This window comes from uncultured Photobacterium sp. (assembly GCF_947039875.1).
GTDB lineage: Bacteria > Pseudomonadota > Gammaproteobacteria > Enterobacterales > Vibrionaceae > Photobacterium.
This window is the reverse complement of record NZ_CAMRAN010000050.1, coordinates 1-15013: the sequence shown is the minus strand read 5'-3', so window position 1 is coordinate 15013 and position 15013 is coordinate 1. Positions and strand designations below refer to the sequence as shown.

16 protein-coding genes and 1 tRNA gene are annotated in these 15013 nt (G+C 36.8%); 13 read left to right on the top strand and 4 right to left on the bottom strand.

Annotation, left to right across the window (positions count from 1 at the left end):
* Window positions 1-159: 159 nt before the first annotated feature.
* From Q0V26_RS14940 to Q0V26_RS14925, 4 genes are all read left to right on the top strand, one after another.
* Complete coding sequence (locus Q0V26_RS14940; RefSeq protein ID WP_297483208.1) at window positions 160-1026, top strand: hypothetical protein; 867 nt, start codon at window positions 160-162, stop codon at window positions 1024-1026.
* A gap of 109 nt (window positions 1027-1135) precedes the next feature.
* Complete coding sequence (locus Q0V26_RS14935) at window positions 1136-1525, top strand: hypothetical protein (protein WP_297483207.1); 390 nt, start codon at window positions 1136-1138, stop codon at window positions 1523-1525.
* 21 nt (window positions 1526-1546) lie between these two features.
* Window positions 1547-2341 carry a phosphorylase gene (locus Q0V26_RS14930; protein ID WP_297483204.1) on the top strand — a complete coding sequence of 265 codons (795 nt, stop codon included), beginning with the start codon at window positions 1547-1549 and terminating at the stop codon, window positions 2339-2341.
* Between the two features lie 80 nt (window positions 2342-2421).
* Window positions 2422-2512: transfer RNA gene (locus tag Q0V26_RS14925), tRNA-Ser, on the top strand.
* 460 nt (window positions 2513-2972) lie between these two features.
* Here the strand turns inward: Q0V26_RS14925 and Q0V26_RS14920 are convergent.
* The gene (locus Q0V26_RS14920; protein WP_297483201.1) at window positions 2973-3344 is read right to left on the bottom strand and encodes a hypothetical protein; all 372 of its coding nucleotides are present in this window, start codon (window positions 3342-3344) and stop codon (window positions 2973-2975) included.
* A gap of 287 nt (window positions 3345-3631) precedes the next feature.
* Here Q0V26_RS14920 and Q0V26_RS14915 point away from each other — a divergent pair, with 287 nt between their 5' ends.
* Together Q0V26_RS14915 and Q0V26_RS14910 are read left to right on the top strand one after the other, a co-directional pair.
* The gene (locus Q0V26_RS14915; RefSeq protein ID WP_297483198.1) at window positions 3632-3913 is read left to right on the top strand and encodes a hypothetical protein; all 282 of its coding nucleotides are present in this window, start codon (window positions 3632-3634) and stop codon (window positions 3911-3913) included.
* 124 nt (window positions 3914-4037) lie between these two features.
* Complete coding sequence (locus Q0V26_RS14910) at window positions 4038-4541, top strand: carbohydrate-binding protein (RefSeq protein ID WP_297483195.1); 504 nt, start codon at window positions 4038-4040, stop codon at window positions 4539-4541.
* 50 nt (window positions 4542-4591) lie between these two features.
* On the opposite strand, the gene Q0V26_RS14905 is transcribed toward Q0V26_RS14910, so the two are convergent.
* Complete coding sequence (locus Q0V26_RS14905) at window positions 4592-5902, bottom strand: hemolysin family protein (protein ID WP_297483193.1); 1311 nt, start codon at window positions 5900-5902, stop codon at window positions 4592-4594.
* A 254-nt stretch (window positions 5903-6156) separates the two neighbouring features.
* Between Q0V26_RS14905 and Q0V26_RS14900 the strand changes: the two genes are divergently transcribed.
* Window positions 6157-6585, top strand: coding sequence for a lysozyme inhibitor LprI family protein (locus tag Q0V26_RS14900; RefSeq protein ID WP_297483190.1), 429 nt, complete (start codon window positions 6157-6159; stop codon window positions 6583-6585).
* A gap of 83 nt (window positions 6586-6668) precedes the next feature.
* On the top strand, window positions 6669-7511 hold the full coding sequence (locus Q0V26_RS14895) for a DMT family transporter (protein WP_297483187.1): 843 nt from the start codon (window positions 6669-6671) through the stop codon (window positions 7509-7511).
* A 99-nt stretch (window positions 7512-7610) separates the two neighbouring features.
* Here Q0V26_RS14895 and Q0V26_RS14890 read toward each other — a convergent pair whose 3' ends face one another.
* Entirely contained in the window at window positions 7611-9011 is a 1401-nt protein-coding gene (locus Q0V26_RS14890) for an APC family permease (RefSeq protein WP_297483185.1), read from the bottom strand.
* Between the two features lie 356 nt (window positions 9012-9367).
* Between Q0V26_RS14890 and Q0V26_RS14885 the strand changes: the two genes are divergently transcribed.
* The 5 genes from Q0V26_RS14885 (at window position 9368) to Q0V26_RS14865 (ending at window position 14387) form a co-directional block, all read left to right on the top strand.
* The gene (locus Q0V26_RS14885) at window positions 9368-10024 is read left to right on the top strand and encodes a TetR/AcrR family transcriptional regulator (RefSeq protein ID WP_297483182.1); all 657 of its coding nucleotides are present in this window, start codon (window positions 9368-9370) and stop codon (window positions 10022-10024) included.
* A gap of 43 nt (window positions 10025-10067) precedes the next feature.
* The gene (locus Q0V26_RS14880) at window positions 10068-11030 is read left to right on the top strand and encodes an HlyD family efflux transporter periplasmic adaptor subunit (protein ID WP_297483180.1); all 963 of its coding nucleotides are present in this window, start codon (window positions 10068-10070) and stop codon (window positions 11028-11030) included.
* Window positions 11023-11949 carry an ABC transporter ATP-binding protein gene (locus tag Q0V26_RS14875; protein ID WP_297483177.1) on the top strand — a complete coding sequence of 309 codons (927 nt, stop codon included), beginning with the start codon at window positions 11023-11025 and terminating at the stop codon, window positions 11947-11949. The genes Q0V26_RS14880 and Q0V26_RS14875 overlap by 8 nt, the downstream gene beginning before the upstream one ends.
* A complete protein-coding gene (locus Q0V26_RS14870) occupies window positions 11946-13055 on the top strand; it encodes an ABC transporter permease (protein WP_297483174.1) in 1110 nt (369 codons plus the stop codon). Before Q0V26_RS14875 ends, Q0V26_RS14870 begins: the two co-directional genes overlap by 4 nt.
* A gap of 270 nt (window positions 13056-13325) precedes the next feature.
* Window positions 13326-14387: an FAD:protein FMN transferase gene (locus Q0V26_RS14865; RefSeq protein ID WP_297483171.1), complete on the top strand. Its 1062-nt coding sequence runs from the start codon at window positions 13326-13328 to the stop codon at window positions 14385-14387.
* A gap of 84 nt (window positions 14388-14471) precedes the next feature.
* Here the strand turns inward: Q0V26_RS14865 and Q0V26_RS14860 are convergent, their stop codons facing one another.
* A complete protein-coding gene (locus Q0V26_RS14860; RefSeq protein ID WP_297483169.1) occupies window positions 14472-14816 on the bottom strand; it encodes a hypothetical protein in 345 nt (114 codons plus the stop codon).
* Window positions 14817-15013: the final 197 nt, after the last annotated feature.

The following is a 15013-nucleotide window of genomic DNA, read 5'->3' as shown; positions in this document are numbered from 1 at the left end:
TGCTAAAACGAGATTTTGCTGCTAATTTTTTAAAAATTTGACGTTTTTTCGTATATTATTGATACCAAATCTAAATATGACAATGTGAAAAATTAAAAATATTATGTTTATTTGTCATTTTATTGTAATGCTCGTTTTATTAGTGAAAGGTTGTCGTTTATGTTTAAAGTACTGTTAGGTATTGTAATTTTTTGTTTTATGCTTCCAGTGTCGGTTGTTCATGCTGCTAGTGGAGATGAAGCAAAGCCGTATTCCGAACAGAGTATTTATGAAAAGCCAATGATTGAACGGTATGTGCTTGATGAATTGAAGTCATTGCGAATGGATCAGCAAGATCTTGAACGCCGAATTACGCGAGATATAACTGATAGAGAATTATCTGTTGCTGATAAATCAATGAATTACGCGAATGTTACCGTAACTTACTTTTTCTATATTATTGCTGGTGTTGCATCATTAATCGCACTTATTGGTTGGCAATCAATGCGTGAAATAAAAGAAAATACTAAGCGTATGGCAGAAGTACAATTAAAAGATATTTCTGAAAATTATGAGCAAAAATTTAAAGCATTAGAACGGGACTTAAAGCGTAAAACACGCATTATTAGTGAAAATAACCGCGAAATAGAAAAAATTAACGAAGTACATAACTTATGGCTGCGAGCGCAAAGCTCTCAAACACCAGAGCAAAAATTAGAAATCTATGACGAAATATTAAAAGTTCGCCCTGGTGATTTAGAAGCATTAACTTATAAAGCTGATGTCACAATGGAAATGAGAGAGTTTCACTGGGCATTAAGTTTATGTAATCGAGTCTTGGAAGTAGATGATACAAATGCCCACGCCTTATATCAACGAGCTTGTGCCTATGCTTGTTTGGGCGTGGAGGAACAAGCCATATCAGATCTTGAACGTGCGATTAAAGATAGTACATCATTACGGGAATTGGCCGCTGATGAAGATGATTTTGAAAATTTACGAGGCAATGAACGGTTTGAGTTATTACTCGTGGGTACTGACGGTTGATAATAGATGGGTATCGGTAATTACAACTCAACATTGCATTTTTAATGCTAGTAAAAACAAGGAAATAAGCATAATTTTATAAGTAGGATGGAATTTAAGGAAAACGAATATGACTAACTTCCAGTTTTACACTTATGAACTGCCTTGTTTTAACTGTCACGTACATCAGGCTAAAACTGATCTTGGTTGGTTAACGTCAAGCATGAAGGCTGATATTGTTGATCAAATTAATGAAATGTTGCAGCAACGTGGTAGTGACTATAAACCTTATTTTACAGTACAGATTATTTGTTCTGCCGATGAAGCAAAAGATTACCTACTGTTAAATTATTATAATTATTCTGAGCCTGAAATTAATCACGGCAATATCAAGCCAACTGTACTTACTGATATTGATGAGCAAATATCAGATCACATGACTGCCGAAGGTGTTGTTATCTTTAGTCATGAAATAGAATTACAAAACTGTGATGATTGCTTTCAAGATAATGCTAAGTAATTAGAAAGTAGGGACAGAATAATGTTGTGGAATACTTGTGAGGAAAAAACGAAAGTTGCACTTGATCGCGGTGATGTCTTACCGTTGACAAGCGACGATATGATTTATCAGCAACAAGGAGTTAACTATATTGTTAATTTACTTACTGATAATATGAAAATAAAACATTCTCCTGCTGTATCAGCACAAGATCCGTTTGTAGCACCGTATACTCATTGTGATTATATAACGGATATGGATGAGGATTATGTGTGCTTATTAAATCGTTTTCCAATAGTGGTTCCGCATTTATTAATTTGTGCTAAAGATTATATTCCGCAAACATCAGTACTCACATTAGCGGATTTTACTGCATGGGTTCAAGGTATTACTCGCAGTGATGTGCTTGGTTTCTTTAATGCAGGACACAATGCGGGCTCAAGCCAAATGCATCGCCACATGCAGCTTGTAAGGACATCCATTCCTTTGGAATTTCAAATAATAAATGGACTGTTACCGTTTAAGCATGTGGTTTTTAAATATACCGTTCTAAATTCTAACCAGCTCTATGCGGATTATTTGATTGCAATGGAATCGCTAAAGCTAAACACCACACAGTTAGTTAATGGGTTAGCTGAATGTTTACCTTATAATATTTTACTGACAGAACGCTGGATGTTGGTTATCCCTCGAATTAAAAATCAAGTAGAAACCTTGTCGGGTCATGGCGTTAACTTTAGTGGTCGTTTTTTAGTCAGTTCTGAGCAACAATTAGCATGGCTAGAAAATTATGGCTTTATGCGATTTTTAACTGATTGTGGTTTTGAACAAAAATAACCGCATAATTGCCTGATATTTAAACAGTTGTGCTGTAAAGACTTTACAACTGATAGGGTTGTTATTACTATAGCGGCCATGGAGAGATGGCTGAGCGGTTGAAAGCACTGGTCTTGAAAACCAGCATACGTTTATAGCGTATCTAGGGTTCAAATCCCTATCTCTCCGCCACACATTAAAAAGCCGCTATTTATTAGCGGCTTTTTTCGTTTACATAAAAGCAGGTTCAAATCCTCTAATGCCCTAAGCAGCTCCACCACATTTAAGAAAACCGTTAATGAAAATTAGCGGTTTTTTTTCGTTTGTATAAAAGCAGGTTCAAACCCTCTAATACCCTGAGCAGCTCCGCTACAATATTAAGAACTATGTTTATACATTGAATATCCAAACTAACCACGCGTCATTCCTACTGTGTGGTTACGGACGAGATAGGGAATCTACTATTAGCATGTCGTAGTGTTATTGTTTGGCTTGATATTTCAGCTAATTTTTTAATGATGCTTTTAATGCTCAAATATGCGGTGAATAGATTGTGGATGATTATCTGTGTCATTCTTTGTGATAATGATTACGATATAAAAAAGCTGCTAGCAAGGCTAACAGCTTTATTGTTTGGCGCTATAACCGATAATTATTCACAAGCACTACAAGCTTGTAATGCGATTTCATGCTCTAAAGTCACTTGACCCAATGCTGTTGTACTTGCAGCGATTTCTTGTTCAATATCTTTAAGATCATCAGCATCAATGCCGTTGGATGTTAACTCATCTTCAGTGTAACCAAATGCATTTAACAATAGGTAGTCACGTGCCTCTTCTGGGCTACAAGTTATAACCACTGTAAGATCATCATCAAATGCGGCATCACCCGTGATAATTGCTGTAATTTGTTGTTGAACGCTATCGTGCATTGTTGGTGTTAACCAACCTAAATCAGCTTCAGCAGTATTTTTACGACAATCAAAGCAAGGAAGGCGTTGAGAATAGCTCTGAAAATTGTTCATGGAAAGTATCCTGATCACGGTATTAATATTGCTTCGCAACTTATGCTAATTTGCGTTTAATTACTAGCATAAACGTGAAATATTTATTCCAATATGAATCATATTATTTAATCTAACTATAAGCATCCTCAAATATCATTAAGAGCGGATTTTAATGATGTTAGGAAGATGGTTGTAGATTCAGTTGTTATAGTGTCGCTCTGTAGACTAAGATAACAGCATATAAAAATAGCTATTAGCATCATAGAGATAATATTGTCGTAGATGGATGGCGTAAGGGGATAAGTATGAAAAAGATAATAATAGCAGTAGCTATAGCAATTACAGTAGCAGGATGTGCAGGAACACCATCAAATAGTTATACCGTTGATAATGCAGCTGGCGTGTCATCTTGGGAATTATGCAGAAATATTGGTTATCATGAGTTTTTTAATCGTACTCAAAAAGCACAGCAATTAACCCATTATGTAGTTAACCGTGGTGATGTTGATCCTCAAGCTTGCCAAGCAGCAGCTGCGGACGGAAAGAAATTTGCTGAAGCGGAATACAGTAAAACGGGTGGTTACTAATCGTTTAGATACGCTTACTTACAATATTGTTTGCTAATTATTTATTGGTCTCAGTTATAATTTATAAAATACGAATGGTGATTATTTCACCATATTTTTATTGTAAGTAGGGATCACTATTATTATGAAAAAAAGCGCATTGCTTGTTATGTGTGTATTAAGCACATTATCACTGACTACTGTTTCATCGGTAGCACTTGCCAATGATCGTCCGACGATCTTACCGAGTGGACAATCAGGATTGCAGACATGGAATAAAGAGTCTGTATATAACAAAGGTGATAGCGTGCGTTATGTTGGACGACTGTGGGTCGCTAAATGGTGGACGCAAGGCGATCGTCCTCAGCGTAATAATAAATCAGGCCCATGGAAGTTAGTTCGTCTTAATAGCAATGGTAATAATTATGACGATAACGACTACAATGATAATGATTATACTAAGCCCAATAGTTTTAAAGTAACGCGTTATCGTGAAGGTTTTAAATACAGTGCGGGCGATAGAGTACGCATGCCAAATGGTAATGTATACCGTTGCCGTGATTGGCCGGCAACGCCATGGTGTGAGTTGGCAGGGTATGCTCCTGGTAAAACACAGCACTGGCGTGATGCGTGGTCTCGAGTAAAGTAAGACTATTGTACTGAGTATCTGCTGTGAAAGCAGATACTCATTGATAGCTTTTATTTGTGAGGTTGTTTCGTTGATGGACGTCGAAACACATTTACTTTTTCAATGCGGTTGTGTTCAATGGCGAGGATTTCAAAACGCCATCGTTGCCAATTAATGATGTCACCATTTTTAGGTAACCCACCTTTAATCCACATTAACATGCCATTTAATGTTTGATAGCCATTTTGATCTTCATCGGGTAATTTTTTTAAATCTAATAAGTCTTTTACAACTGTGATTGGAATTAATCCATCGAGATGCCAATTATTATCGGCTATTTTTTTCGACCACACGTCAGTAGGATCTTGCGAGTTAAATTTGCCTGTCAGTGCTTCAAGTATATCTCGTGGTGTGACTATTCCTTGAATATCGCCGTATTCATCGACGACAAACGCAATTTCAGCACCAGAATCTTGGAACATATCTAGCAGATCTGTACCTGTCCATGTTTCAGGTATAAAGAGTGGTTGAGTCACATAATCAATAATATTTTTAGGTGTGTCTTTATTGTTATCGAGTTCAAATTGTAGTAATTGTTTAGCTGTGATCGTGCCTTTAATATCATCGATTGTGTGGCTGCAAACGGGTAAGCATGAGAAAGGACTCGCCAGTAATTTTTGCTGATAACTTTCTACGGTATGGTCAAGATCAAGGTAACTAATCGCGTTTCTAGGTGTCATCATTGATGAAATTTTACGATCATCAAAATGGAACACATTACGCACCATAGTATGTTCTTGCTGGTGAATAATACCGGTTTGAGAGCCTTCAGTTATAATGGCTTTGATATCTTCTTCTGTTAAATGAGTACTGTTGGTGGTGCTTTTACTAAATATACGTAAAAATAACTCAGTAGATCCCGCTAATAAGATAATAAAGGGACGCGATAAGCTGGATAAAAAAGCAATGGGACGTGCAACACGTAGTGCTAATGGCTCTGCATTGACTTGAGCATAACGCTTCGGTATTAGTTCACCAATAACAATAGAGAAATAAGTGATGATAATAACAGCAATGATAGTTGCGGAAACTGATGCTGTATGGGCTTGAACACCAAAAGAGGTTAGCCATGATGAAATAGGTCCAGCAAGCGCTGCTTCACCGATAACACCGTTTAGAATACCAATAATGGTAATGCCAATTTGAATGGTTGATAGAAAAGTGGTTGGTTTATTGGCTAATTTTAATGCTGTAATTGCTGCAGTATTACCTTCGTCTGCAAGTACTTGTAGACGATTTTTACGTGAAGTAACAAGGGCTATTTCTGACATGGCAAACCAGCCATTTAGAATAACCAAGAAAATAAGGATTGCGATACTCATTAAAACTCCTAGCAATAAAATAGGCGAATTTATGATGAGAATCGATAAATAAGTCCGCCAAATAGGGTGAATCGCCTATGAGGCCACTTCCTCCATCATTATAACTCGCATGTGGAAATATAAAATCCACATTTCAGTTAAATAATTTATTAATTTTCAAATGTGTCATGATTTAGTGTTATCAGCCTTATTAATATAAAGAGATAGCTTAAAAATAGACAAATAAAAATTAGAAAAATAGGGAGAAGACAAACATGAAAACATTATGGGCAATATGTGTGCTAGTGATCTCTGGTTCAGTGATGGCATCAACACAAACCGCAACACTTAATTGTGATGAGGCGTATTCGACACTTGAAATTAATCAATGCGCTGAAGATAAATTAGCTCTTGCTGAACAGCAGTTACAAGTTTATTTAGCACAAAGTATTCATCAAAACAGTGCAGATAAAGCATTGGTTGATGCTATTAATATTGCACAAAAACAATGGTTACTATATCGCAAGACAGAATGTAATGCTGTATACACACAGTGGCAACAGGGAACCATTCGTGGAGTGATGGCGTTATCTTGTCAATTAACAATAACTCAACAACGAACACTGACATTATGGCAAAACTACCTGCGTCCAATGGACAGTAGTACGGCAGTATTACCGATGCCAATTGTTGATAATGAGTAAGAGATAAATTAGCCAAACGTGACTATTTCTTACTTCGTATTTGTTAAATACAAAAATCATTGCCCTATTTTAAGATTAAACTTATGAAATATTACTTATCTATACAAATCACCGCGATTCTTTTTGGGCTATCAGCAGTGATTGGTGAGCAACTTAATGTCAGTGTTATGACCATTGTTTTTGGTCGCAGTTTGTTAGCAGTACTAACTCTTATTATTTTATTGAAATTAGATCATCAATCTTTTTTTCCAACCGCAACAAAAAGTGCCATTTTTAAACTTATCTTAAATGGTTCGTTACTCGCAATACATTGGTTTTGTTTTTTTATGGGTGTAAAAAAAGGGGGCGTAGCAGTTGGAACGTTAGGGTTTGCCTGTTTCCCTTTATTTATCATATTAATTGAATCTGTGTTTATGGGGAAAAAGATTGGTCCAATTGATATATTGATATGTATTCTTATTGCAATTGGTTTAATTATTATTACTCCTCATTTCTCGTTTGATATAAATAATCTTGGTTTAGTGTGGGGTATTTTAGCGGCGATTACGAATGCCTTATTTATTATCTTTAATCGAAGTATCAGCCTTAAAATTCATCCATTACAATCAGCATTTGCTCAGTGTCTTGGCTGTCTTTTATTATCATTACCTTTTGGTATGACAGGAATGTTCACGTTACAGCCTATCGATATGTTATTGATGGTTATTTTAGGAGTGTTCTCGACCGCAATTGCACAAACATTATTGGTTTTTTCATTACAAGGGTTAAAAGCAAAAACAGTTTCAATGATCATCACTCTAGAGCCTGTTTATGCCATTATGTTTGTATGGATTTTATTTGCTGAAAAGCCAACAGTGACAACATTGTTCGGTATGTTATTTATTATTACAGCTGCAATATTTGCATCATTGAAAAAATACCGATAAAGCGGTCATTAATATTATGTCTGTATAATTTGATAATTGAAGAAAAGCCGTAGCATTTTAATGCGACGGCTTTTTCTAAGCTCGATATAACGCTGCTATTTAACTGTATTGTAATTGTTTTTTACGGTACATAATGGCGGCGATAGCGGGTAGGCTAAAGATAATAAAGCCAGAAATTAAGGCAATGGCTGCGGTATTTTTATCAATGCTTGCTGGCACATCAAAAGAAACAAAAATAGTAACGAAACAACTGATTAATCCAAGCGTTGACGCTATAACCATACCGATTTTGCCACCAGGAACGCGGAATGGACGATCAATATGTTGATGCTTACGACGTGATGCTAAGAAACTGATAAAGATACAAATGTACATTACCATGTAAAGTTGCGTCATAAGAATGTTCAATAACCACATGCCTTGGTTGACGTTAGGCACTAATACAAAGACTAATGACAATAAGCTAACGATAGCCCCTTGTAACAGTAATAGTGGAACGGGGGCTTTATTACGGTTTTCTTTTGATAACCGTATTGGCATAAACTTATCTTTAGCTGCTACGTGTAAACTCTTTGTTGGTGCAATAATCCAATTGTTTAAACTGGCAAGGCTACCAAATACTATCGCAAGAGCAATCACAGGCAATAAGAATGGCAGATTCATGTCTTCAAAGAAGGTTTTAAATGCGAGAATGATGCCTTCACTTAAACTTGAATTATTATGAGAAACAACAGCAGCAATCGAGAGGGAACAAGCCGTAAGTGATAATAAAATCATCACCGTCGAAATGAGTAATGCTTTAGGATAGGCTTTTTGTGGGTTCTTCACTTCATTAGCATAAGCGGTGGTAATTTCAATCCCCGTTAGTGATAAAACAACGGCAGTAAAACTTGCACCAATACCACTTTGTGAAAAGTCAGGTAGCCAATCTGAAACATGGCGTAATGAAATGTGTGATGCTTCTGGGTTGGTATATGTCCAATATCCGCCTAATGCAATGATAAGTAAGATCGGAAAAATTAGACCAATCATACCAAAGACATTCGTAATCAGTGATGAGAGACGTAGACCAAAAATATTGACTAAGGTCAGTGTCCAAAAGATAACGTTAATCATCACTAACATAAAAATATTATTTTCTGCTAGGTGTGGAAAAAATGGGTAGGTACCTGTCGCAACGATAAATGAGATCAATGGTGGATAATAAACAATATTTTCAGCATATTGATACCACACAGTGACAAAGCCAAAGTTATGTCCCAATGTCTCTTTACCCCAAAGATAAACGCCGCCTTGTTTCGGGTAAGTGGTACTCATTTCGGCACAAACTAATGCTGTTGGTACAAAAAAGCATAAACCAGCAAGGACGAAAAAAGAAATAGCATGGCTGCCTAAGAGTGCTGCTCCCGGTAAATTACGGATACTATCGACCGAGGTTATCGTAATCATGATTATCGAGAAAACGCTTAACTTTGCAACAGATTTTGCGATATCGCCCATTAAAGGCCCTCAGGTAAGTCCGCAAAATGTGTTATAAAACAGCAAGCAATGCGGTTTTCAAAAAGAAAAAGAGCAGCATTTTAAAGCCTATAGCCCACATGGGTATATAGGCAAAAATGGTATGTTTATTATCAAAAATGGTAATAAGCATTCAGTATAGTGAATGATAACGGCTTTATGTTTATTTTTATGAATTAAACCGGTGTGTGTTTATCGTTAAAATAGCGAAATTATGGCTGCTAGGTACTCTTGAAATTAATTATTAATCAATTTGTACCTCTTTGAGTAATTATTTGTTTATAAAGCGAACAATATAGATCGTATAATTAAACAAATGATTAATTATCGAGGCGTGGATGAGCAGCATAATAGATAAGCGACGTAGTGGACGGCCAATTATTGATCTTAATGCTCGCCAGTTATTAATAAATAATGCACGTGAATTATTTTCAGTGATGACTTACGACAAAGTATCAACACGTATGATCGCTCAAAAATCAGGAATAAATGTAGCGATGATTCGTTATTATTTTAATTCTAAAGAGGGGCTGTTTGAAACGATGGTACGGGAAACTCTTGCACCTATTCAAGTATTGATACAGCAATTATTGGTCGAAAAAAATACCAACAGTTTATGTGAGTTGATGCGAACGTATTATCGCGTAATGACGGTTAACCCCAGCTTTCCACGACTGATTTTTCAATTAATGTATTTACCCAATACAAATAGTCAACGTCAATCGATGGAAAAAATATTTACTGAAATAACACAGCCATTACAACATCGAATTTTTGAACAGTTAGCGCAACAAAATATTATTCGCTCTGATTTAGATCCGCATCTATGCAAAATTTCTTTTATTAGTTTAATGGTTTTTCCTTTTATCGCACCAACTTCGATATTGAATATTCATGGCGTTGAGACAAATGAAGCTTTTTTTGTAAATTTACTTGAGCATAATTTAAAAGTTATTACAGGTGGATTGTTATTACCACTAAAAGAATCACTGTAACGTAATTTTAATGGGCATTATTTTGACTTCAATGGAGTGGACCATGAAAGGTTTATTATCGAGCTACTGTATTTTTATGCCATTTTTGCTCGTTATTTCTGGCTGTAATGATCATCGAGATGCATTGGCTTTAGGCTCTACTGAGCGTGATCAAGTTGCACTGACGGCAACGGCAAATGAAATTATTACAACACAACCTGTTATGGAGGGTCATGTTGTTAAAAAAGGAGAGGTTGTCGTTACATTACAATCTCAACAACAGCAAATGATACTCACTAAAGCGCAAGCACAACAACAGCAAGCACAAGCCTACTTGCAACGTTTAACAAATGGCTTTCGTCCAGAAGATATTGCAGCAGCTCAAGCACAAGTAGAACAAGGCCAAGCTAATTTTAAAGATAAAAATACTGATAACTTGCGTATTAGACAGTTATTTTTAAAGAAAATGGTGTCTACGGCGGAACGAGATAGTGCACAGACGCAACGAGATATTGCTCAAGCAGAGTTACAAGCAGCGACAAATAAATTAGATAAATTGTTGAATGGCGAGCGTATTGAAGATATCAAACAGGCACAAGCAGCATTGATGATGGCGGCGGCAGAAGTCAAGCTTCAGCAACAAATTCTTCAAGATTATACTATTGTCGCAACCCGTAATGGGATTTTAGAACATTTACCTTATCATGTGGGTGATCGTGTCGCTAAAAATGCGACAGTTGCAATTATCACTACCGAAACTATCCCTTATGCACGTATTTATGTTCCAGAGCCTTATCGAGTAAATATAACGGCGGGAAAAAAATTAACCATTCATGTTGATGGCATTAAGAGCTCTTATCAAGGCATTGTACGTTGGATAGCGACAATCCCTTCTTTTACGCCTTATTACACCTTAAATGGCAGTGATAAAGCACGATTAGTCTATTTAGCAGAGGTTGATTTTCCTGATAGTGGTCGTGAATTACCTGCGGGCGTTCCTGTACAAGTGGAGATGCCTCATGAGTGAACAGGCTATTGTTGCAACCAATCTAAGCCGTAATTTTGGTGATTTTGTTGCCGTTGATAAACTTAATCTAACGGTACCCAAAGGAACTATTTATGGTTTTTTAGGCCCTAATGGTTGCGGTAAATCTACTACATTAAGAATGTTAACTGGGCTACTAACACCAACGACAGGCTCTGTAAATGTACTTGGATTGGATATTCCATACCAAGCAGAACAATTACGTTTACGCATTGGTTATATGACACAAAAATTTTCGCTATACCAAGATTTAACTGTTCAAGAAAATCTTGAGTTTATGGGGCAGATTTTTGGTATACCTAAAGTACAGCGTAAGCGACGAATTCAACAACAGTTAATGACATATGGGCTTGATCAACGGGCAAAACGTCGTGCAGGAGAATTAAGTGGTGGTCAACGACAACGACTTTCTTTAGCCGCCGCAACAATCCACCAGCCAGATTTACTACTGCTAGATGAACCTACCTCGGCGGTTGATCCTGAAAATCGCCGTGAATTTTGGGAGCAACTGTTTGATCTTTCTGATCAAGGTACCACCATTTTAGTCACAACCCATTATATGGATGAAGCTGAACGTTGCCATGGTTTAGCTATTATGGATGCTGGTGTGGTACGTGCTAATGGATCACCTTACGCGCTAATGGATGCGATGGCGGTAACAGTTGTTGAAATAGAAGCGCAGCAACTACGGCAACTTAAAGCGCAAATGATACAACTTCCTCAGGTGAGATCAGCAGCACAATTAGGGGTTCGATTACGGGTATTAGTGTCAAAAGATATTAACGATCCCATCGGTTGGCTACAACTACAAATACCGACACTAGCGCAAGCAGTTATGACTATCAGTCGACCGAGCCTTGAAGATGTTTTTGTAACGTGTACAGGTGAGGGGCGGCAATGATCACTCGATTATGGTTAAGCCTGTTGCGGATCAACGCTATTATCGGTAAAGAGTTACGGCAGCTGAGTAGGGATCGTATTACTTTTGGCATGATCGTGATGATCCCACTCATTCAATTGTTATTATTTGGTTATGCCATCAATACTAATGTTAGAAATGTTCCTACTGCGATAGTCGATCAAAGCCATTCAGCAACTGGACGGATGTTGGTTGAATCGATTAAAGCGACACAAGTTGTTGATGTGATCGCAAGTTATGCGACACCGCAACAAGGCCAGCAAGCGATTATGGATGGCAAAGTAAAAGCGGTATTGGTGCTTCCCTCTGATTTTCAGCGTCGAATAGACCAGCAGCAAGTGATTGGACAATGGTTAGTGGATGGTTCTGATACATTGATTAGTTCAACCATTATGCAATTACAAAAAATGCCATTAACAGAAGTTATTCCACAACGAAAAGTACAGCCAAATAATTTTGAAGTAACGTTATATTTTAATCCTGAGCGTCGGTCTGCAATTAATATTATTCCTGGATTACTTGGAATTATATTAACCATGACAATGATTCTATTTACTTCTGTAACGATTGTAAGAGAGCGTGAGCAAGGTAATTTAGAGTTATTGATCACGACACCAATTCAACCATTAGAGCTCATGCTTGCGAAAATAACACCGTATATTTTTATAGGTATTATTCAATCAATCATTATTTTAGGATTAGGATATATCATTTTTGATGTGCCAATTAATGGTTCAATAATCCAAATTTTTCTGGGTACATTACTCTTTATTTTGGCAAGTTTAACGCTCGGCTTAGTGATATCAACAAAGGCAACAACGCAGTTACAAGCCATGCAAATGACAATATTTATATTATTGCCGTCTATTTTGCTGTCAGGATTTATGTTTCCGTATGAAGGTATGCCTGTTGTTGCTCAATGGATTGCGGAGGTATTACCGACGACACACTTTATTCGTATTATTCGCGGTATTGTGTTGCGAGGGGCTGATTTGGCTGATCTGTGGCGAGATACATTATGGTTAGTCATATTTACCATTATTGGGTTAATCATTGCGTCAATTAGGTTTAAGAAAACGTTAGATTAGTGATTTTTAAGTGAATGATGTATAGATAATATATTTTTCACAAGTAATTTTCCGTAATTACAACAGGGGGTGATGACAAATGTATGGCAGTTTTACTGTAGAAATAAGATGGTTTGAAGACAAATTGAAGATAGGGTAAAAGAATGAATGATGCACGCTTGTGCTAAAAAGATAATAATATGACTTATTATTCTCTAGGTGTATCTTTCTGGTATTGCTTGGTTGCTATTGTTAGACTGCGGGTATTGTTTAGATAGGTAAGGCCTTTTTATGTTCACCCGTTCGCCACAGTTACTATTAAAGCGAAGCTATGTTACTGCGTTGTCGTTATCAGCTATTGTTGTATTGTCTGGTTGTAGCCAAGCGCCAAAGTTACAAAAGATCTCTGGTTTTGCTGAAGGTACTACTTACCATGTGACATATTGGTCAAAACAGGATGTACCCGTTGCGAAAGTGACAGAGCAATTTAATAAAAAGTTGGCAGCGATTGACAAAGAATATTCTACCTATCGGAATGACTCGTATATCTCTGAGTTTAACCACAGTACATCGACTCAATGGCAACCAGCCTCTAAAGATTTCATATACATGTTGTCGTTAGCCAAAAAATTAAATAAAGATAGCCATGGATGTTATGATCCAACAATTCAGCCATTATATAAATTATGGGGCTTTCAAGGGGATACTTTGCATGTCCCTACACCACAGCAAATAGCATCGATTAAAAAAGACATAGGGATTGATAAGATTGAAATAGATCCTGTGAATTTACGGATCAGAAAAACCATTCCTCAAGTACAAGTAGATTTATCCTCAATGGGTGAAGGCTATGCAATTAGTCAGCTAAGCAAAATTTTAGAAGTAGATGGTGTTAATAATTATTTGGTTGAGTTTGGCGGCGATATGAAAATTAAAGGCCGCAAACTGGAAGGGCAAAAGTGGCGAGTTGCGATTGAACAGCCGATAGCATTAAAAGACGGTATTCGTCCTTATACTATTGTTAATATTAATGCTGATGATGGTGTTTCATTAAATACATCGGGCACTTATCACCATAACTTTAAAGATGGTGAAAAAGATTATTCTCATATTTTAGATACTCGTACGGGTGTGCCTGTAACGCATAATTTGGTATCAGCATCAGTATTTGGTCATGATCCTGTTGTAGGGGATGCGTGGGCAACTTCAATGTTATGCTTAGGTCCTGTCGAAGGGAAAGCTGTTGCCAATGAGCAGGACTTGCCAGTGTATTTTATTCAAAGTGAAGGTAAAACGTTTAAGAGTTCTGAGAGTAAGTCTCTGAAAAATTATAAGCGTATTACGTTAAGCTAAGCTTATTTTAAATACATAGTTGAATTGATGAGCCACTCTGACGAGTGGCTTTTTTATTTATTTTAATAGCTACAGATATTTTTATTAATGCTTAAATGTCGTTTTATCATTGTCGCTGGTGGCATTGATATCGCCAGCAGGATTGAGCAGGTGTGGAACAATTTTAGGCAAGTTTAATTCAATATCATTATCTATGACTGGATTAATTGCAGTGTTGTACCAACCCAATAAGCCTAAAACGGCATAGCCAATAGCATCATCACTGTCACGATGCTCAAGAATGATTTGTAGAAAACGTAAGATAGCTTTGTCGTTTGATTTAGCTTGAACTAACGTTTCATCAAAAACAGCCGTTGCTTCAGCCAATAAACCTTCAAATTCAGTATCAATAGATACTTTAAACGAGCCACCATCAACAGTAATTTTCATTGTTATATCGTCAATTATTATAATTGATATAAATATTACCTAATTACCAATCGGTTGTCGCCATACTGCGGTATTGATTAGCATTGTTATGATCCAGATACAAAAAAGCCTACTAAAAAGTAGGCTTGGTTGTATCTAAAATATGGTGCTCGCTACTGGACTCGAACCAGTGACACCTTGCATGTCATGCAAGTACT